Below are 19,030 nucleotides of genomic sequence, written 5' to 3'. Positions count from 1 at the left end.
TAGCCTTTCGCCTGTTCCCCAAATGGCTCCACCAAAACGGCCGCGGCCCCGAATGGGAATTCAACCGCCGCACCGGCATGATCAAGGTCTGGCAGTATTCCCGGAAGTTCCCGTTCCTGCCCAGGAAACCTCCAGTAGTCATCGAAAAACCCTTCTACGAATTTGATGCCTGGTGCTGTGCCCGGGTGGATCGGTTCGGTACCCTGTTTGATCTAGTGCTCTCTCACCGGTACAGCAAGCTGGACGTCACCGTTGGCGATATTCTCGGCGCCCACGGCAGTGCCACCATGTGTTATGCCTACTGGGACTTTATCCAGAACTACATGGATACCACCAAGCCGCTGCCGGAACTTCCGATGCTGGAGCGATACCGCCCGCTGGATCCAACCACTGCAGAACATGATCAAAAAACCGGTCGGCCACCGCGTTACTGGCGGGATATGGACGATGAAACTTTCAAGAAGAAAGTGGACCGGATGTTCACCGATGTCACCATCATCGACACCGCCCAGCGGCGTAATTTGATGGCAGAGACGTTGAACTACGCCTCATGAGAGGAGGCGACCATGTCAGGAATGATGAGAATAGATTGATTGCGAAGCCCTGTGTATACTCGCGACGTTTGAAACCACTGCAGGACGCAGTGCGAAACTGGAAAAGGATGATCCTATGTTGTTTGCCCCTGAAATCAGATACCAGAGCATTTCTGCCGAAGACCTCCAGAGCCTAGCCGAAGATCTCCAGCGGGCGCTTCCCGGCGCCACCGTTACACCCGTTAACCAGCGTGGCAGGCCCGCGGATTGGCAAAGCGGCGATGTCGTGGCATTGCAGCTGAAACACGATGATCGCAAAAAACCTTTCATGATGTTGGCAGTGAAGGGAGCTGATATTGCACCTCAACACTCCGATCCGGATACCCTGACGACAGCCCTGAAATTGCTATCAGAAAAGCTCGAACTCCAGAAGCCTGGGGATGCCGCCGGTGGCGTGATTTGTACGATTGGCTTTCTTGCCATGTTTGGATTCTTTCTGGTGGAAAGAGCCGTTCCTGAACACATGACGATGGCAAGTATCTTCGGTGCCGGTGTTTTCCTGTTTGTTGTCGGGCTGGTCATGTTCGGATTGAGAGGCTGTGCCGCGCCTCGCAAGGGAGTCAGCAAGCTGTCGCTGTTTTTGATCATTCCCGGTTTTCTAATGGCGGCGCCTTTAAGTTTGCTGAATCTCCCCTTGATCAATTACCTCAGGCGCTTGCAGGGCAGTCGGTTGTTCAATCAACTGGCGTGACTGGCATGGCCGATTCCAGCGCTAGTGATTATTACGAGCCGTTTGCCTACCGTTCCGATGCCATTCCTGCTCAGAGCAACCAAACGGCGGAACTGAACCGTACGGGTCTGGATCGGTCCGCAAGCTTCCGGATGCCATGGGGAAATACCAGGGATGTAATACCACCGATTGTATTTTCGAGAATCTCCCCGAAAATATTGAGGCGGGTTGAAAAGCATGGTGATCTTTTCGATGGCATTGGCTTTCAGGGTCGGGCGGATCATGAGTGCTTACGCCATGCGAAACTGGCTTTTCGTTCAAGGGTTATTGATGCCCTTGACGTTTTTGGTAAAGGCTTTTTCTTGATTTCAGTACCAATTGTGTTGGTTTCCGGTATTTCATTCGAGCTTCTTGTGGACAAGAATGAAAGCTGGCCCACGCTGTTCTGGAACTTTTGTCAGTACTTCCTGGTTTTTTCAGGTCTACCTGCGCTGATGTGGCTTTCCTCAGCCATCCTCTTCAAGCTCTTCCCCAAGTGGTGCCTAAAAACCGGTCGAGGCCCGGAATGGGGGGTTAGTCGCTGTACTGGTCTGGTCAGCGTCTGGCAGTACCCACGAAAACGTTTATTCCGGAAACGGGAAGAGCCTACGGTTACCCAATACCCGTTCTATGAATTTGATGGCCGGCCAGTGCGTTACTGGCGTGACATGTACGACAAGACTTTCCGGGAAAAGTGGATGAGATGCACAGCAAGGTCAAACGCATAGACACCGAACGGCGGCCCGGGCAACCCGGACTGGACGAGAAGCCGCGCCGTCGAGGGCAACTAGACATTCGCTCCCGAAGCTTTCGATTCCAGTGGGCAGCGGGGGAGAAGTTGTCCAAGGGATATGTACCTGATGTGGTGCCAGGTGATTTTCTGGAAACCTGGCCGCCAGGGCAAGACGAGGACTCTAACTGGTACATTGAAAAAGGGCATGGCAAGGAGAAAAAGAAAGTACCGATTGCCTGGATCAACCAGGAGAGCATTCGCTGGGCCACGCTACCGAGTTCCTCATGGCGGTGGTTGATATCGAAGGCCTTTGCTAAGTTCATTTTACTTGGAGGTGGCGCTCTGTTGCTCCTTCAACTTTTAGAGGCAGTTTTCCTAAGTGATCGCAACCCAACTCCTTATATAAAGGAGTTTTTTATTCCTGCTTTGGTTTACGTTGGCGGACCATGTGCTGTGGTTTGGAGCGGAGTAAGTCTCATCGAACGCCTCTTCCCCGGCTGGATCTACAAGGACCCCAGGGGTCCCCAGTGGGAATTCAACCGCCGCACCGGGTTGGTCACAGTGTTCCGTGATCCCAAGAAGAAACGGGACGCCGGCCAGATCGCCTGGCAATCCCCGTTCTCGGAATTTGATGGCTATGTCCACAGCGGTCCCACTCACCAGGGCCTGCCACTGTATTACGGGGCAATGGTTCACCGCTTCCGGGAAGAAGCCCTGACTCTGACCGATTTCCAGGCCGCCTCCGCCAATGATGAAGACCACAAGGCACAATGGAACTTCTGGCTGCAGTACATGGACAGCACGGCTCCGCTGCCGGACATTCCTCTGTTCGAGCCTCACCGGAGTAAAGACCCGGTGACCGCCGAGTACGATCGCAAGACCGAACGCAATCCCAGGTATTGGAGAGACATGGACGAGGCCACCTATAAGCAGAAGACCAAGGAAATGTACCAGCGCTGCCTGAAGGCGTTTGGTTAGGAACCCTACAATGGCTGAGAGTACCTACTACAGCCCCACCGCCTGGCAACCCGGACGGGACGAGAAGCCGCTAAGTAGTTATACAGCTAACCAAAATTCCATTTCACAATAAGGAGATAATGATGACCGAAAGCCGCGATTACCTCGAACTGTCATTCAGATCCATTCAATGCTTTGCCGACGACGGAAAGCTCGATGCAAAGGAGTTGGAAGAACTTGTCCGTATCGCTGAACGCGATGGCGTGATTGATGCGAACGAAATCCGGGTTCTTCGCAACATCATCTCGCGGATCAAGCCCGAGGAGGTTGATGACGCGATGAAGCGCAGATTGTCGGAGCTTGAGAACAAGCTGATCACTGCCTGACGGCAGTAAAGACCATGCCTCCCCAAGGAATTTTTGCCGGGCGAAGGAGCCAAAACGGTTTCCGTCAACGTGATACACGCCCATGTCTAATTCCCTGGTAGAGATCAGCCGTTCTGATTCAGTAAAAAGGTTCACGGAAGTGCTTGATAAAAACACAGCCACTGGCGGCTTTATTGGGGATTATGGGGTGCAAGCGTATCGCTCGGATGCACAGCTGGACTTTCCTTGGGAACCCGGCGCGCGCCGCACCTCTGAGGAAGGTCAGTTATTGGCCTTAAGCCCCGCACCGGTGGCGACAGGTGGACGGGCGGTGGATGCCAATGCCTGGATCCGACGCAAATCGGAACGTTGGTTAGATTTGCAGGGCGGTAACCTGTTATTCGGGGCCGAGTTTGCGTTGATGTTTTTGAGCTTGAGTCTATTGACTGTTCTAGCGGCTGTCGCCTTCACTGTTGAAGTTGCAATCAATCTCGGGAGATGGGATTGGGAGTTGCCCCTATTTGTGCTCACGGGCAACCTTCTGGTTTCATTGCCCTGGGGACTCTACATGCATTTTCTCGGCAACAAAGCGGTTAAGGAAAGCCCTCCGGTGAGGTTGAATCGCCAGCGCCGGGAAGTGGCCATGCCTCGCTGGACGGGGGGGAGAGATTTCAAGTTCCCATTTTGGAGTGAAAGCTCAGAAGGGTGGGCTTATGTTATTGTCGTATTCACTGTCGTGGCAGTGTTCACCCCGTTTATGTTGGAGGACGCGACAGAGGAATACCGCAATAATCTAATCTTTTGGGCTTTAGTTGCACTAGGTATAGAAACTCTGGTGATTGGTACGTACCTCTTCATCGGACTCCGCCTGAAGAAAAAACACGACCCAAGCCTTGTCTACGAGATCCACCCCTGGGAACAGCTGGTTGCTTTCATTGAAACCCAGCAGAACATCGGCCCCAGCCTGATGGTCACCCACACCTTCCTCACTCTGGCCATCCCCAAGCCGGATGATCCGGAATCGGCACTGGCGGCAACCAAAATCAACGTGGGTCACGAAACCGCGGGCCTGGCCCAGTGGGAGTGTATTCGCCGGTTTATGGAAGATGGGCCGGAGGCTTGCCCGGATCCCAAGGACGACGACACCCTGGCCCACTATAAAGCCAAGTGCCGTCAGGCGCGCAAAGAAATGTCTTTCTTTCCCTGGCTCGGCAAGAAAGTGGGTGACTGGTTCTTCCAGCGCTACCTGGCCCATATCATCACCGAACGCCGTATCAAAACCCTGGCCTTGCGGAGCTTGCCGACGGAATTGAAGGCCTGGTCGGAACCGCTGCCGGAAGCCCAATGGGCCAAGCCATCCGAAGAGCTGCAGATCACCAACGAGCAACTCACCCGCGCCTACGAGCGGGGCCTGAGTTTCGCCCGCATGGGTCCCTTGTCCCAATGGCAGGAGCCGCCTAAGGAAAAGCGGCAACAGAAACAGGCCCGGGGCCGTTTTCGGGCCTGAGTGTCATCCTAAAGTGAGGTCACCAGTATTCATGGAAGAAGAGCGAAATCAGGGATTGGGCAACCGTACTCATCCAGGTGCAGCCATCCGCTGGGAGCCTGGCGCTCGCCGCACCACTCAGGACGGTAAGATGTTGGCAATAAGTCCCGCACCGGTGACGACCGGCGAGCGGGCGGTGGACGCAAACTCCTGGATACGGCGAAAAACCGGGGAGTGGTTGGATCTACAGGGAGGTAACCTTCTTTTTGGCGCGGAATTTTCTTTAATGTTTCTGAGCTTGAGCATCCTATCTATAGGGTTCTTGGGGTTTGGGCTTATGCTTGCGCTGGGCCCAGATGCTTCTGGGCGTTGGGATTGGGTTTCTCCAATGTATATGCTTATTGGGAACCTGCTCATTTCGCTGCCCTGGGGGCTATACGTGCATTTCCAGGCGAATAAAGCGGCACAGGAGAGCCCTCCAGTGAGATTGAACCGACAACGCCGGGAAGTTGCCATGCCTCGCTGGTCGGAGGGAGAGAAACTCAAGCTGCCATTCTGGAGCGAAAATGCTGCCTTTATCACTTACCTTGTTTTAATCGGTACAGTGGTCTTCGCTTTGGCTCCCTTCGAAAACGAGTATTCGTCCATTGATCGCCGCAATACTTTGGTAATCCAAGGACTGTTTTTGCTGGGTGTCGAAATCCTTGTGATAGGTGCTTACCTATTTCTAGCCCTCCGCCTAAAGAAAAAACACGACCCTCGCCTTGTCTACGAGATCTATCCCTGGGAAAAGCTGGTCGCCTTCATTGAAACCCAGCAGAACATCGGCCCCAGCCTGATGGCCACCCACACCTTCCTCACTCTGGCCATCCCCAAGCCGGATGACCCGGAATCGGCGTTGGCGGCCGCCAAAATCAACGTGGGTCACGAAACGGCGGGCCTGGCCCAGTGGGAGTGCATTCGCCGGTTTATGGAAGATGGGCCGGAGGCTTGCCCGGATCCCAAGGACGATGAAACCCTGGCCCACTACAAGGCCAAGTGTCGCCAGGCTCGCAAGGAAATGTCATTCTTGCCCTGGCTCTGGAAAAAAGTGGGTGACTGGTTCTTCCAGCGCTACCTGGCCCATATCATCACCGAACGCCGTATCAAAATCCTGGCCTTGCGGAGCTTGCCGACGGAATTGAAGGCCTGGTCGGAACCGCTGCCGGAAGCTCAATGGGCCAAACCATCCGAAGAGTTGCAAACCATCAACGAGCAACTGAACCGCGCCTATGAACGCGGCCTGACCTTCGCCCGAATGGGCCCGCTGTCCCAGTGGCAGATACGACGCCAGTCAAAACAACAGTGGAAGCGAGGCGGGGCGACTCAGGGAAGCACCTTACTGTAGTAGGTTTGTTGGCTTAAGGAGTAATTTGAATGGAGTCAATGTATAAGGATATACCGGTCATCAGGACCAAGGTCTACCTGAAAGATAAACCTTTAATCTTTGCGATGGGAGTAATGCACCTCGGTGCAGTAGGTTTGACCGGTTACTTTCTGTATGAGGACACATCAGTTCTTTTTGCGGTCGGATTAATGCTTTTGCTTGGTCTGTTCCTTTTCAGTATCTGGTATCGCGATTTTAAAGTTCGCAACAATGTTATTGAGATCACCCCGCAATTCCTGAGAATTGACGATTGTGAATTCAAAGAGATTCCGTGGTCGGACATTTCCCGCTTTGAAGTCGTTGATCACTTCAGCACGCGCCTTGGCCGCTTTGTGCATCTTGTTATCTATGCGAAAAACAATGATAAGTACATTAGTGCGAAACGGGGGCGCTTCTTCAGTCGGCAACGGGCTGATGGCGGTATATTTGCCACAGACCTCTACAACTACGCCGAGGATCACAAGAAGATCCTGAAGGATTTGTATGAAGCATTGGAAAGTAGCCGGTTTATTTCCTTTCAGGGAATCTCCATAGCGCATGCCGAAGCAGAAAAAAGTTGAATCGGATTACGAACATAATCACGAAAGATAGCTTCGTGATCACTGGGCCCGCACCGATGCTGCGGAATGGCTTAAAAGTACTCCGTTGCCGGATAGTGCGCTGCAAAGGTTTTTACGTGGATAGATTCGTGGCCGCTATTGATGCCGGCTGCAAAAGCAGTCAGTTAAGTCCGGTCGCAGTTGAAGCCTGACCACCGGCCCATTAGAATGCTCAGCTTTCACGGACTCGAAAAAACAGGAATCTAAGGAATGGAAACTCCTTCCCAGCGTCGGCTTACAATAGCTGACTTGCCTCACCGTATTGAAAACTTCCCTCTTGCACAAAAGCTGGAATCGCGCCAGAAAGTCGGCAATTTCTTCACGATTGCCGGAGTTGTAGTTGCCTTTATTGGTGTTCTGATCATGATCGGCGGCCCTAGTTCTATTCTCGTCAGCTATAGTGGCCCCACTCTCACGCAATTTATTCTGCTTAATCCCGGAATGGTTGTTTCGATAGGGGTTTTTCTGCTGTGTATTGGCAGCCAGATCGCGCCCCCGGTTGTTCGGGAAATTGAAGCGTTCATCTCGGAGAATTTCACGCTGGTTGATGACCATGGCATTCCCTCAGTGGAGGGTGTGATTGCCGGCCAGATTGAGCCCGGCGGTCATTTGAATCTGGTACTTGCGTCGGCGCCACCAACGCCAGAGTCGCAAACTTGAGAGGTGCGCAGGGCGCATGAGCCCGCCGTCAACAGGGAAGAAGCTTTATGCAAACAGTTATGGAAGCCTCCCGGCCCTCTAAGCTGAAGAGGGCCCTGGAAAAGGGGAATAAGAAAGGCCTGCTGAAGAATTGGTCGGAGCAGATGTTTTTTACCCTTTTCGTGTTTGATCAGAAAGGCGTTGAAAGGCCGGTTTCCGTGCCATACGGGGCGGAGCTTGCGATGTTGGTCACGCTGAAAAAAGAAGAAGCTGAGGGGCTGTCTGCATCAGTCGAAGGTGTGGGCGAGCTGGCCAGACCTCACATCAAAAGCGTTCCTCTCTGGGAATTGGCGCGCCTTGCTTGCTCAGACGGGTGCGTTCTTGCTTGGGCTAAAGAGGGCATAGTATTCGAGCGGGTAGTTTTATTGCTGCTTGGGTACACGGCCTTAATTACCAGCCAGGACGGCAGCGATAGCTACTACAGTATCAATCCGATTCCGCTGGAAGGCGAGGGTGCGAAAAGCCTGGCGCCCGGCCGTCTTCAGAGGTGGTCAGTAAACTCGGGATCGGAAGAGGGAGATTCCTGGCTGGTATACGATGACAGCCAGAACTGGTCGACAAACCCGTATTTACCCGAGTTGCCGGATAATGCGGTGCCGGCGTCGTCGTTATCGTCGGATGAGCGCCTGATCTATGACCGTTGGGCCAGTCCCTGCCTGGAGGGCGAAATAGCGCTTCAGGAGCAGGCTGCCGCCGGAGATGAAATCGCACTCCCGGGGGATGGGGCCATCGATCAGGACTATCTGACAGGCCCAAAGCGGATCTATTCCCTGATTGAACAGTATTTGTTTCCGAACCGGAAGAACCTGAAGCTCGAAGTGCAGCCTACGACCATCACTCCGATTGTTTTCGACGAGCAAGGAAAAGAGCGGCAAGAGGAGCCGATCGACGCTGTTAAGTTCGTGTTTCAATATATAGAGCAAAGCAGTTACGGGGCTGCCATTGCCCCCCAGAGAATTCATGAGGAAACGTTGACCCTGGATGATCTGGAGCGCATGCCCTATAAACTGCCTACAGCGCCGGGTCTTCACCCGCTGCCTGCCGCCCTGCAACGCTTATTAAAGCGGCATCTGGGTTGGGGGATATTTGCGTTATCCCGGCGTCTGGAAGGCGGCTTCTACTTCTTTGAAGGCCGTTTAAGGCATCTGCTTACAGCCTTGCCGGACAATTCTGAACGCAGATTCTTCAGCGATCCTGACGATGAGCGATTCCCGTTCCTGGCCGGATTCCGGTGCGGTGAAGAGATGCTACCTGTGATGGTGCTGGGTATGCAGGGCGGCCACTATGTGTGCAATCCGCTGCAGGATCTGGAGGTGCCGGAAGAGCGAGTTCCAGCGGAGATGCCCTTGCGTGATGATTTGGTGGTTGGCGGCTCCATGGCTTTGTGGGATTTGGGAGGTTCTATCCGCATACCCCCAGCGCTCATTGATTTCCCGGAGGCCTGGTACAAAGGCATGCGGGTTTCTGCGGAGCACATGGTCATTCAGGCAAGGAACAGCCTTGCTCTCTACAGCTACGCGCTTCGGAGCGACAAAGAGCCAGAGAAAGCGGATAGTGAATCGGATGTGAAAGAGTTGCTGAAGTGGCTGGGGATTGGCGGCATTATTTTTGTTTTCATCCTGATGCTGCTGTAACTCTGAGCGTCCAATATAGGATGGTGTGTGTTTCGGAAAGAGTGGTTCCTGGCATCGCTCATTTCATGAGCGTGCCAGCGCCCGGTAGTCACGGCGTTCGAGCAGCCAGCTAACGGTCTGGGAGATTGCCCAGGCCGCGAGCAGGTATAGTTGGCAGGCAAAGAATAAGCCCCCGGTGCTGCTGACAAAGTGAATAATCGCCAGCGGGATGTTGATGAACACAAACAGCGCCATCAGCGAGCCGTCTTTGGCTTTTGTCGTGAAGTGTTCTTTGAGGCTGAGGGGCTGCCATTCGGGAATGTCGTTCGCCTCTTCCGGTTCCAGTTCCGAAACGGTTCTGGTGTCAGCTTCCAGGTGCCAGCCGGAATCCAGTGGCTCTTTCAGTTCCAGCGCATCGCCTTCGGCCCGTTGACGCAGTTCCAGTGCCAGCGATGTAGTCTGGCCGGAGTTCAGGTGGGTAATGGTGCGTTGAGCAAGGTCGACGTTGTACATGTGTCGCCCCGTGCCGGCAATCAGGGTGACAAGGGTCAGCATCAGCCAGGCTGCGGACCAAATGGCCAGAATCAGCAGCAGGTTGTTCTCTCCCCAGGCGGTAAAGGTGAAAGGCACCACGAATCCGTAACAAAGCACGGCAAACACGGGAAACCAGATAACCAGAAGGCTGGTGATGGCGCTGCTGTTCCCGGTCAGCAGGAACTGTGCGGTGTTATTCTGGCCATCCGGTACACGTTTCAGTGTGTTCAATGGGGTAGCCGCCTGGAGTGACGTTTCGGCAATGTCAGTTGTCATGATTTACAGATTCCTTTCAACAGGCAAAAACACCAGATTGTAATGCTGCCCGGAGCTGAGAAGTTGCGTGTCCTTGTGCGTCTCGTCCGGCGCGGTGTCTGAAAGCGCGATGGCATACTGCGAATTTTTCGTGGCCAGGGTGTGGAGCAAAAACATTGGCGCACCGGGTGGTTTGTAGGGATCCCATGAGCGCGTTGCGGTAACCGGCCGGATCAGGCCTTGGGCAAAAGGGGGCAGGGCGTCTTTTTCGGAGATTTTCTCCAGCAGGTCGCTGGTGCCGGCAAGGGAACCTGATTGCAGCAACAGTTTGCCTTCACGGCGAAGCCCAACCACTGCGTCCGGCCAGGTCAGCTGGCGCCATTGCTCAAGTCCGGCGAGGGAGATGTGCTCCTCCGCCGGCAGGTTCTCCCAGAAAGCCTTTAATTCGTCGATGCCAGACTCAGGCAGAAAAGTGAAGGCGCGCTCATAAGGGCCGAGGGGATCGCCGTCATGCCAGATCGTTTTATATTCCACCTTTCGGGCAGAGTAACGGTTTAGGGAAGAGTCGACGGCCACGCCACGAATGGAGACGATCTGTCCGGTGTTCCAGCTGCCTTCGGTGTTTTCCCATGAAGTTACGGTCTGAACGCCAACCACCTGGAAGCTAATGAGCTGGGGCGATACGCAGCGAACCAGAAACCGGGGAGAGGGGTTTGCCTGGGCCGGTACCGGGCGGCTGCATTGCTCTGATTTTATTCCAACGTCCTCGTGGGTGAGCGGTTCGTCTTCGTTGGGCATAAGCCAGCGTAAGGATTCAGGTGCTTCCGTAAGCGTCTGATGCAGGTCTTCGGCAAGTTGCTCCGTTGAGGTTTCCGCCTGTGCAGGTGCTGTGACAAAGCAGCCAATAACCAGTATCAGGCGAAGGTAAGTGCGTGTATGCATGGGTGGTCAGCTCCTTGCGGCCTGCATGGTTTGCTTGGCAGTCGCCCCAAAGCCACCCCGCCGGGTTGTGCCGGTATTGGCCGCCAGCTGTGTACGTGCCCGGGTAACGGGGCCGCGAAGGTTCTTGTTGCCAAGATACTGCCCGTTGGCTGCTACATAGTGCCAATAAAAGGGAACGTGACTGTGATGTGAGGCGTTATCGTTGTCGCCGGTGTTGTTCAGGGTGTGGTCGGAAATGCCATACACGGGTTGCAGCTGGCTTCCATCCAGTGATTCCGGCGCAGGTTGTTCGCCCTCATAGGTGCCATCAAGCACAGACTGGTCAACCAGGAACGATGTATAGGGTGGCCGGTAGTAACCGTCCCCAGTGCTCTCGCAGGTGGACAGGCTCTCCGTGCTGCACCAGCCACTCGCACAGGATTCTTCACCGGTGACATGGGCAAAATCTGCTTCACACTGATGTCGGGAGGTGTACCTGGGGGCCATTTCCGGGTGCCGGGATGCTGCTTCCGCGTCGAGGCTTTCACAGTAACCAGGGGCAGAGGAGAGTGCTGACTGGCAGGCTTGCAGGTTCTGAAAAACACGCACGTCGGTGTGCAGTGGATCAAGGCCGAGCACGGCGAACGGCGTGGCGCCCATGAGTACCAGAGTGGCAGCCTGGGAGCGTTTCTGACGACGGGTGCGGGGTTGCAGGGCGGCGCTCATCTCTTCCTGAGTGGCCATGGAGTATCCTTCTCCTGAGTGCGATTTTTGGCAGAAATTTATAGCAAGTGACAGGAAAGGTCAATCCGGGCGATAGCGCGCCGCTTCCCTGATGGCTTGATTCTGGTTAGACTCCCGCGCTTTTGGTTTGTATCGGACTGACACGCTCAGGGAGAAGGAAGCTCCATGAAACGCATTCAGATTGCCCCCCGCCCGGACTGGTGTTCCCAGGCAGAATCTTCCGGATTTCATTTCCACACCCCGGAAGGGGAGCCCTACTGGGACGAAACCGCCTGCTATCAGTTCACCCTCCGGGAGATCGAGGAAGACATCGAAGCGCCGACAGAGGCTCTTCATGCCATGTGCCTTGACCTGGTGGCAGAGGTTGTCTCCAGTGAACGCCTGATGAGGCGACTGGCGATCCCTGAGAAAGCCTGGGATCTGATTGCCGACAGCTGGAAGTTTTCAGAGCCCTCGCTCTATGGCCGCATGGACTTTTCTTACGATGGCCAGGGTCCGGCAAAATTCTACGAATACAACGCCGACACACCAACCTCACTGTACGAAACCGGCTTCTTTCAATGGCTTTGGCTGGAGCAGCAAATCGGACGGGGGCAGCTAGCCGCAGGGGCGGATCAGTTCAACCGCCTGCAGGAAGCCCTGATCGAGCGACTGGAAATGATTGGCCGTGCCGGGCAGCCGTTCCACCTGGCCTGTTGCCGGGACCACCCCGAGGACGCGGGCACCATCGAGTATCTCGCGGACTGCGCGGAGCAGGCCGGGCTCAAGCCTTCCACCCTGTTCGTTGATGAAATCGGCCTTGGCGCCGGCGAACGCTTTATTGGTCTTGATGACGCCCCCATTGATCAGCTGTTCAAGCTCTACCCCTGGGAATGGATGTGGCAGGAGGACTTTTCTGACCATGTTGCCACCGGCGGCGCCCAGTTCGTGGAGCCTCCCTGGAAGCTGATCCTCTCCAACAAGGGCATCCTGCCGCTGTTATGGGAACGACACAAAGGCCACCCGAATCTTCTGCCCGCATGGTTTGAGGGAGACAAAGTCTGTGATCCTGCACCGGAACGCTGGGTGCGCAAGCCTCTGTTCTCGAGAGAAGGCGCGAACATTTCGATTGAATCGGGAGCCGGCGTGGAAGCTCAGGTGGAGGGACCGTATGGGAGTGGGCCAACGATTCTCCAGAGCTGGTGCCCGCCTCCCCGATTTTCCGGGCATTACTGTCTGATCGGCAGCTGGGTGGTTGGCAGAGAAGCCGTTGGCATGGGAATCCGCGAAGACAACACGGCGATCACGCGGGATACCTCGCGGTTCGTGCCTCATTTCATTCTGGACTGAACGGTTTCCCATTCCGATAAATAGGTTTTGGCTCTGGCTTTGCCTCGGGAGTTGCCTGTCCTCGGGCCTACAAAAACGGCTTCAGCACGGTTAAACTTTCAGCTCTGGGAACAATCAACAATTTTCTTCAAGGATGGAAGATATGCTACCCAAAGAGCAGCAGCTCTGGCTTATGGCTTTGAGCAGCCCAATGGTTGCCCTCAATATCAAGGACGCCGCCTATAGTATTCCCTCCTTCTGGTCCGGTGATACCACAGATAAACAAAATAACTTGCTGAAGTCGTCCTGGGGCATTGAGAACCGGGAAGGGCTTTTGTCTACAGTAACCCGCATGATGGATCATGGCCATGCAGCGTCTATTGGTGGGCGTTACTGGGCTTGGCACCAATCCCTTCCGAGTGAGCGTGAGAGTGCGCGTGCGAACATGTCTGATATCGCCCGTTTGCAGGACGCCTTCCTGAATAAAACGGCAATGCTCACCGGTCGAGGAGGGATTCGGGCCTGGGATCTGGGGCGTATGGGATTCCTGCTACGCAACGGCTTGTACTTGGGCTACATCAGCGAGGGGGAGTTTGTATACCTGCAGTTGCAACTGGGCTTTCGTGCCTTGTACTGGCACCGTTCGTGGGAGCAGTATCTGCAGGCTTTCTTTTGTGGGCGCCTGCTGTGGATGACTCTGGGTATGGAGGACCCCGCCGAGGTGCAGGAGTTCCTGTTTGGAACCGCGCCGGGCTGGTTGCACCGCGTCTTCAACGAAGTCATGAACTCTTCCGACAACCCTGCAAACTACTTGCCCTGGAAGATCAGGCTCGACCATCTTGATCGGCCTGGCTCGCTGGGTGAGGAGGGGGTATGAACGATCAGGTGTGGGGTGTTCTGGGAATCGAGGCGACGAATGATGAGCGAGCGATCAGGAAGGCCTACCTGGCACGTTTGCCTGAGGTTCATCCAGAGGAAGACCCCCAAGGCTTTAAGGCACTTCGGGAAGCCTATGAAACGGCTCTGGACATGGCACAGCAAGGCTGTGCCCAAGACCATAGCGAGGTGTCCCCTGAGGTCAACACGCCTGAAGAAGATCCAGCGCTCAGCGAAGCCAGGGGCTGGATGGATAATCTGGTACAAATAGAAAGGGACCCAGCTCTGCGGTTTTTGGAGGAGCCTTATGAACAGCTTATCCAACAACTGGGAACCCTGTCCCTCTCTGCGCTGTACACCCTCACTCAGCCAACGTTGAACTGGGCCATGGATCATCGATACCTTCCCAACCGGGTGCTCAGGCATCTGCGGGATCGGTTGGAGTGGTCTGCTTTGTTGCCTCAATATCCAGCCGACCAGGCGCTTTACCTGGAGGATTTCCTGGTGGGGCTGGATGCTGAAGATGTCTTCGATCTTTCCACACTAAAGCGTTGGCCGACTCCGCTGCAGGAGGCCACCTTGCGTTTCCTCACAATGCTGGCAGGCGAGTATGGCCGGGGTAATCTGGCGGCGGTTGAGATGCTGCTTAATGAACCCGGAGTGTTCCTGCTTCCGGAATGTCCCCGTGCCGCGATGCTGGTGCTGCGGTGTTACACCGCTGTAGAGCAACCAGTATCGGAAGAGTGGTTGCATTATGCCCAACGACTGCTGAAACATTTGTTCGACCAGCAGCCAGAGGACAGGTGCTGGCTGTTGGCGCAGCTCCACTCACATCGGGGAGATTATCTGAACGCCATGTCAGCGCTGCGCCCCTTGGTCACAGTCGACGCATCCCCGGAAATCAAGAGCTTTATTGTTGAGCTGCATCAGCGCTTCCGTCCGGAATGGGTGCCGCTTTGGGTGATGCTGCTGAAGCCTGGGCTGCAACAACCCCTTGATGCTGCAGAATGCATGGTGATGACCACGTCTCGACGGGCTTTGGCCAGGAGTGAGGGCCTTCTGCACGACAGTATCACGCGCCTGATAGACAGCGTTCTGGAATGTTCAAGCCCCTACGAATGTCCTGATCCGTTTTTCTTCGAGAGCCACGAGCCAAATTCTCTTGCTTCGCTATACGAATGGCTGAAGCAGCTTCTTGCCGGGCCACGGGTGTTTCATTGTCAGGAGGTTAATCCGGAGCACCTGAAGGCGGCCATACCCGGACTTGAGCTTCCAATGCAACTGGCCGTTGAAATTCTGCTTGAGCATCAGTGCCTTCAGGAGCAGAGCTGGGCTGAGTTGGACAGGGTGGTTGATCAGGCAGGGAAAGGTTCCTTGCCGGCTGTCTCGCGCTCGATGTTATGGCGGGTTATCAGTTATTGCCCGGATGCTCCGCTGGAGACCTTGCAGCGCTTGGTCGAGGGAGCTGGTATTGAGGTTGGGGAACCAGAATTGGTCCGAATCCCCGCAGATATCATTGAGTGGGTGAAGGACCGTATCGGTCTTGGCAGTCAGCACTGGTTTGAAAAAGCGTCCTTTCCAGACAGTGCGGAGCGAGTCGATGACTGTATCCGGCTGGGCCTGTTGCTGGATTGCAAACCGGATCGGCTGCTCGACCCGGGCGCTCGTGGACTTCTCGAGAGAATCCTGGCTCATCCCGAGGACACGCCCTTCAAACTGCTGGCTGACCTGGTATTGAACATTGGTAATGGGGGCGGAGAGAGCTTCTTGCTCAATACCTTCTGCCAACGCCATGTAAACACTCTGGATAACTCCGGCCTGGGTAGGTCATTTGCACGACTGCTGAGAACACCCGGTATCATCCGGTATGTGATGCAACACTGGCCAGGCGATCATCGGTTGCCGGATACTTCATGGGTCCCGTTGTTGGCGGCGTTGTTGGGCGATAGTTCCGAAAATTCGATCGATAACCTGTTGTTCCTGTTCCTGGTAACGTTTGATGACGCCATGGCCGAATCGATGCCAGAACCGTTGACCGGGCGGCCCATGCCGCGCATGGAACGGATAAAAATGCCCTCGGGGGTCCGGTTGGCCGAAGCATTGACCATGCGCCCGGAAGCATTGAAGCCCATCAATGAGTGGAGCGCGGATTATCCGGAATACGTGGCAGCTTCCGTGGAGTTGTTGGCGCTCTTAAACCGGCGTTCGCCACAGGAATGGCCTGAGTTTCTGAGTATGAGCCGCCTTTACCGTGTCTATAAAGGTGAGGGACGAGAAAAGCAGATGGTTGACCGTCTCTTATCTGGTTTGCTTCTACGCAGTGTGGAAAAGCGGTTGGAGCACCTGCGAGAAGCAATAAAGCCAGAGCGGCACACCGCGTTTATTCCCTTCTGGTTTGGGGGGCTTCTGAGTCGTCGAGATTTCGCACTTCATCTGATGATTTTCCTGGGGGTTGTTTTCACTTGGTGGGCCAACCTGTCGTCGTTGTCCTTTGAAGTGTCACTTTTTACTATGGGGGCGTTGACCTTGGGGGTTATCAGCAGCCTTGCGCGCCGGATGAGGGACGCAGGTTTTGGATCCCCCCGCATCGTTCTTGGGATCGCTTTATCAATTGTGTTTCCTTTTGTTGGCCTCTTTGTTTTGGGGATCATGCTGATAAAGCCATCTGCCGCACAGCTCGATGATCACCCTTTTAATCAAGACACTTCTCTCACGGAAATGCTGGGCCAATATAGGGCCAGCCTCGATGCATAGAAAACAAGGACTGTTTCATGAAAGCTATACCAGTCGGCATAGATCTGGGGACCACCAATAGTCTGATCGCGGTCTGGCAGGATGGAAAAGCCCACCTTATACCCAACAGCCTGGGGCAGGTGCTGACTCCCTCTGCCGTGAGTGTGGATGAGGACGAAAGCTTGTTGGTGGGCGCTGCGGCGGCCGCCCGGCGCGTATCCCACCCGGAGCGAACTGCGGTAGCGTTCAAGCGTTTCATGGGGGCTGACCACCGCTTTGACCTTGCCGATGGGCACAGTTATACGCCAACGGAGCTCTCTTCATTTGTTTTAAGCAGTCTGAAACAGGACGCGGAAAGCTACCTCGGGCAGGAAATCAAAGATGTCGTCATCTCGGTACCGGCGTATTTCAATGACGAGCAGCGTAAACACACCGCTTTCGCGGCCGAGCTGGCTGGCCTTAATGCCGTGCGGTTGATCAACGAGCCAACCGCAGCGGCCATGGCCTATGGTTTGCACGAGGACGCAGACCGGCTGTCCCTGGTGTTTGATCTTGGCGGGGGCACGTTTGACGTTACCCTGCTGGAATATATCGGCCCCGTCATCGAAGTCCGTTCTTCAACGGGCGACAATTTTTTGGGTGGAGAGGATTTCACCGGGGCTATTGTGGACGCTTGCCTTGAAGACTGGGGGCTGGTGCGGGACTCGATAGATTCACCCTCTTTGGCAGTTCTGGTCGCTAAGGCAGAACAGATGAAATGTTTGTCGACGCATCAGCGCGATCAACTTGTCTGGAGCTGGAACGGCAAAACCTGGCAGTGGCCAGCTGCAGACGGCGTCGCCAAAGTATGGAAGCCGCTGCTGGACCGTTTGCGCCAACCTTTGGAGCGCGCGCTCCGGGATTCGAAAATCGACCCCCGCTCGCTCGACAGTATCGTGATGGTAGGCGGTGGCACCCGGCTTTGGGAAACCCAGCAACTGGTCAGTCAGTTATTCGGGAAAATGCCCCTGCGTAGCCTGGATCCGGATACTGTCGTGGCCCTTGGCGCAGCAGCCCAGGCAGCCTGCCGCCTCAGGGATGACGCGGTTCAGGAAATCATCATGACAGACGTCTGCCCCTATACGTTGGGTATTGCCATCTCCACCGACGTTAACGGCGAGCGTGTTGACGGCCTTATGTCACCGATTATCGAGCGCAATACCACCATACCTGCGTCCAGGGAACAGATCTATTCCACAAGCAGGGATGGCCAGGAAGCGGTGAGTGTCGTGATCTTTCAGGGTGAGCGGCCTCGGGTCAATGACAATGTGTTTATCGGTGATATCACAGTGCCGGTGCCACCCGCTCCGGCGGGTCGGGAAGGCATCGCGGTGCGCTTCAGCTATAACATTGATGGTTTGCTGGAGGTGGATGTAACCGTACTGTCGACAGGTGAAAAGACCGAACGGCTGATTGACCGCAGCCCCAACGGCCTCACCGAAGAAGAAAAGCGGGCATCCCAGGAACGGTTGAGCCGGGTGAAAATCCACCCCCGTGATGAGATGCCCAACCGCACCCTTCGGGCAAGGCTGGAAAGCGCCTACTCGCAGGCTCTAGGGCAGGAGCGTGAGCAGATTATGGGCTGGCTCAATGAATTTGAGGTGGCGTTATCCCGCCAGGATCCATCGGAGATAGCTCGGTTGAGAGAGACCCTGGATAATGCAATAAGGGAAATGTCGTGAAAGCTGAACCGGACTTCCTTGTAAGGGAGCAGCGCCGTTACAAATCGCAGGTGCTTAAGGGGCGGGCACAGCACGAGCTGCTTGGATACCACATGGATGATCGATATTTATGCCTGATGAAGAAGAGCTCACGGCCTTGGGATTTTGTTATTCAGTGGGGATTCTGTTTGCTGGGCTGGTTGATGTTGATTCCGATATTGATACCTTTGGTTTTTATTTTAACAGGGGGGTTAGAAAGCGGGAGCGCTTTCATTTTCCTTCAAGCTCTGTGTGTTTTTGCAATATTTGGGTTTCTGTGGCTCGGTGGCTTTATGTATCTTTGGGAAACTACTTTGCTACTCTGCAGCAGAGCAAGGCGTTGGTATCCGGATTGGTTCAAGCGCCTTCTCGGGATATTTCCATCTCCCGATTTGATGGGTGCGATGGTCTTTAACAGGCGGACTGGCACGGTGCGTCATTGCTCTTGGTATGTGTCTGATATCTATTGTTTTTCTGAAGTCAGTGGGCGTGTTAGGCCAAACTATAAAAAGTACGGAGCTGACTATTCAGTTGACCTATGGCTCCCGGATCAAAACCTGCCCTTTGCGAGCCTGAATAGATTATTTGACCGCAGAGCCGATGCGCTCGAGTACTGGGAGTTTGTGAAAAGCTATATGGAACCCGGTACACCGCTGCCTGATTTGCCTTTTCTCAAGCAGTTCCGGAAAGAGGGCGCTGCGAATCGCCACAATGTCTCTTGAGTCAATGCTGAACCAAAA

18 protein-coding genes are annotated in these 19,030 nt (G+C 54.8%); 15 read left to right on the top strand and 3 right to left on the bottom strand.

The window, feature by feature from the left end:
- The first annotated feature begins 77 nt into the window (after positions 1–77).
- The 10 genes from ACQUWM_RS09330 (at position 78) to ACQUWM_RS09285 (ending at position 9,201) form a co-directional block, all read left to right on the top strand.
- A complete protein-coding gene (locus ACQUWM_RS09330) occupies positions 78–554 on the top strand; it encodes a hypothetical protein (protein ID WP_428921943.1) in 477 nt (158 codons plus the stop codon).
- A gap of 115 nt (positions 555–669) precedes the next feature.
- A complete protein-coding gene (locus ACQUWM_RS09325) occupies positions 670–1,284 on the top strand; it encodes a hypothetical protein (protein ID WP_428921942.1) in 615 nt (204 codons plus the stop codon).
- 5 nt (positions 1,285–1,289) lie between these two features.
- The gene (locus ACQUWM_RS09320) at positions 1,290–2,030 is read left to right on the top strand and encodes a hypothetical protein (RefSeq protein WP_428921941.1); all 741 of its coding nucleotides are present in this window, start codon (positions 1,290–1,292) and stop codon (positions 2,028–2,030) included.
- Positions 2,031–2,488: 458 nt separating this feature from the next.
- On the top strand, positions 2,489–3,013 hold the full coding sequence (locus tag ACQUWM_RS09315; RefSeq protein ID WP_428921940.1) for a hypothetical protein: 525 nt from the start codon (positions 2,489–2,491) through the stop codon (positions 3,011–3,013).
- 122 nt (positions 3,014–3,135) lie between these two features.
- A complete protein-coding gene (locus ACQUWM_RS09310; protein ID WP_428921939.1) occupies positions 3,136–3,378 on the top strand; it encodes a hypothetical protein in 243 nt (80 codons plus the stop codon).
- Between the two features lie 82 nt (positions 3,379–3,460).
- A complete protein-coding gene (locus ACQUWM_RS09305; protein WP_428921938.1) occupies positions 3,461–4,864 on the top strand; it encodes a hypothetical protein in 1,404 nt (467 codons plus the stop codon).
- A 31-nt stretch (positions 4,865–4,895) separates the two neighbouring features.
- Entirely contained in the window at positions 4,896–6,230 is a 1,335-nt protein-coding gene (locus ACQUWM_RS09300; RefSeq protein ID WP_428921937.1) for a hypothetical protein, read from the top strand.
- Positions 6,231–6,259: 29 nt separating this feature from the next.
- On the top strand, positions 6,260–6,829 hold the full coding sequence (locus ACQUWM_RS09295; protein ID WP_428921936.1) for a hypothetical protein: 570 nt from the start codon (positions 6,260–6,262) through the stop codon (positions 6,827–6,829).
- Between the two features lie 249 nt (positions 6,830–7,078).
- On the top strand, positions 7,079–7,528 hold the full coding sequence (locus tag ACQUWM_RS09290; protein WP_428921935.1) for a hypothetical protein: 450 nt from the start codon (positions 7,079–7,081) through the stop codon (positions 7,526–7,528).
- Positions 7,529–7,587: 59 nt separating this feature from the next.
- Positions 7,588–9,201, top strand: a complete 1,614-nt coding sequence (locus tag ACQUWM_RS09285; RefSeq protein WP_428921934.1) for a hypothetical protein — start codon at positions 7,588–7,590, stop codon at positions 9,199–9,201.
- Between the two features lie 63 nt (positions 9,202–9,264).
- On the opposite strand, the gene ACQUWM_RS09280 is transcribed toward ACQUWM_RS09285, so the two are convergent.
- Genes ACQUWM_RS09280 through ACQUWM_RS09270 form a run of 3 tightly spaced genes read right to left on the bottom strand, consistent with a single transcriptional unit; the run spans position 9,265 to position 11,634 of the window.
- Positions 9,265–9,990 carry a hypothetical protein gene (locus tag ACQUWM_RS09280; RefSeq protein ID WP_428921933.1) on the bottom strand — a complete coding sequence of 242 codons (726 nt, stop codon included), beginning with the start codon at positions 9,988–9,990 and terminating at the stop codon, positions 9,265–9,267.
- A gap of 3 nt (positions 9,991–9,993) precedes the next feature.
- Positions 9,994–10,911, bottom strand: a complete 918-nt coding sequence (locus tag ACQUWM_RS09275; RefSeq protein ID WP_428921932.1) for a hypothetical protein — start codon at positions 10,909–10,911, stop codon at positions 9,994–9,996.
- Positions 10,912–10,917: 6 nt separating this feature from the next.
- Entirely contained in the window at positions 10,918–11,634 is a 717-nt protein-coding gene (locus ACQUWM_RS09270; RefSeq protein WP_428921931.1) for a DUF1190 domain-containing protein, read from the bottom strand.
- 165 nt (positions 11,635–11,799) lie between these two features.
- Here ACQUWM_RS09270 and ACQUWM_RS09265 point away from each other — a divergent pair, with 165 nt between their 5' ends.
- From ACQUWM_RS09265 to ACQUWM_RS09245, 5 genes are all read left to right on the top strand, one after another.
- Positions 11,800–12,963 carry a glutathionylspermidine synthase family protein gene (locus ACQUWM_RS09265; RefSeq protein ID WP_428921930.1) on the top strand — a complete coding sequence of 388 codons (1,164 nt, stop codon included), beginning with the start codon at positions 11,800–11,802 and terminating at the stop codon, positions 12,961–12,963.
- Positions 12,964–13,105: 142 nt separating this feature from the next.
- Complete coding sequence (locus ACQUWM_RS09260; RefSeq protein ID WP_407002987.1) at positions 13,106–13,819, top strand: DUF1266 domain-containing protein; 714 nt, start codon at positions 13,106–13,108, stop codon at positions 13,817–13,819.
- Positions 13,816–16,572: a hypothetical protein gene (locus ACQUWM_RS09255; protein WP_428921929.1), complete on the top strand. Its 2,757-nt coding sequence runs from the start codon at positions 13,816–13,818 to the stop codon at positions 16,570–16,572. The genes ACQUWM_RS09260 and ACQUWM_RS09255 overlap by 4 nt, the downstream gene beginning before the upstream one ends.
- A 17-nt stretch (positions 16,573–16,589) precedes the next feature.
- Positions 16,590–18,272, top strand: coding sequence for an Hsp70 family protein (locus ACQUWM_RS09250; protein WP_428921928.1), 1,683 nt, complete (start codon positions 16,590–16,592; stop codon positions 18,270–18,272).
- The gene (locus ACQUWM_RS09245) at positions 18,269–19,012 is read left to right on the top strand and encodes a hypothetical protein (RefSeq protein ID WP_428921927.1); all 744 of its coding nucleotides are present in this window, start codon (positions 18,269–18,271) and stop codon (positions 19,010–19,012) included. Before ACQUWM_RS09250 ends, ACQUWM_RS09245 begins: the two co-directional genes overlap by 4 nt.
- Positions 19,013–19,030 lie beyond the last annotated feature (18 nt).

It is taken from the genome of Marinobacter sp. DUT-3, from assembly GCF_050379435.1.
GTDB lineage: Bacteria > Pseudomonadota > Gammaproteobacteria > Pseudomonadales > Oleiphilaceae > Marinobacter.
The sequence above is the reverse complement of the archived record's forward strand: the minus strand, read 5'-3'. Positions and strand labels throughout refer to the sequence as shown.

Bases quoted from the DNA above. Each gene is read 5' to 3' on its own strand.
- ACQUWM_RS09330 (WP_428921943.1), top strand. From the start codon at position 78: ATGATCAAGGTCTGGCAGTATTCCCGGAAGTTCCCGTTCCTGCCCAGG.
- ACQUWM_RS09325 (WP_428921942.1), top strand. From the start codon at position 670: ATGTTGTTTGCCCCTGAAATCAGATACCAGAGCATTTCTGCCGAAGAC.
- ACQUWM_RS09320 (WP_428921941.1), top strand. From the start codon at position 1,290: ATGGCCGATTCCAGCGCTAGTGATTATTACGAGCCGTTTGCCTACCGT.
- ACQUWM_RS09310 (WP_428921939.1), top strand. From the start codon at position 3,136: ATGACCGAAAGCCGCGATTACCTCGAACTGTCATTCAGATCCATTCAA.
- ACQUWM_RS09305 (WP_428921938.1), top strand. From the start codon at position 3,461: ATGTCTAATTCCCTGGTAGAGATCAGCCGTTCTGATTCAGTAAAAAGG.
- ACQUWM_RS09300 (WP_428921937.1), top strand. From the start codon at position 4,896: ATGGAAGAAGAGCGAAATCAGGGATTGGGCAACCGTACTCATCCAGGT.
- ACQUWM_RS09295 (WP_428921936.1), top strand. From the start codon at position 6,260: ATGGAGTCAATGTATAAGGATATACCGGTCATCAGGACCAAGGTCTAC.
- ACQUWM_RS09290 (WP_428921935.1), top strand. From the start codon at position 7,079: ATGGAAACTCCTTCCCAGCGTCGGCTTACAATAGCTGACTTGCCTCAC.
- ACQUWM_RS09285 (WP_428921934.1), top strand. From the start codon at position 7,588: ATGGAAGCCTCCCGGCCCTCTAAGCTGAAGAGGGCCCTGGAAAAGGGG.
- ACQUWM_RS09280 (WP_428921933.1), bottom strand. From the start codon at position 9,990: ATGACAACTGACATTGCCGAAACGTCACTCCAGGCGGCTACCCCATTG.
- ACQUWM_RS09275 (WP_428921932.1), bottom strand. From the start codon at position 10,911: ATGCATACACGCACTTACCTTCGCCTGATACTGGTTATTGGCTGCTTT.
- ACQUWM_RS09270 (WP_428921931.1), bottom strand. From the start codon at position 11,634: ATGGCCACTCAGGAAGAGATGAGCGCCGCCCTGCAACCCCGCACCCGT.
- ACQUWM_RS09265 (WP_428921930.1), top strand. From the start codon at position 11,800: ATGAAACGCATTCAGATTGCCCCCCGCCCGGACTGGTGTTCCCAGGCA.
- ACQUWM_RS09260 (WP_407002987.1), top strand. From the start codon at position 13,106: ATGCTACCCAAAGAGCAGCAGCTCTGGCTTATGGCTTTGAGCAGCCCA.
- ACQUWM_RS09255 (WP_428921929.1), top strand. From the start codon at position 13,816: ATGAACGATCAGGTGTGGGGTGTTCTGGGAATCGAGGCGACGAATGAT.
- ACQUWM_RS09250 (WP_428921928.1), top strand. From the start codon at position 16,590: ATGAAAGCTATACCAGTCGGCATAGATCTGGGGACCACCAATAGTCTG.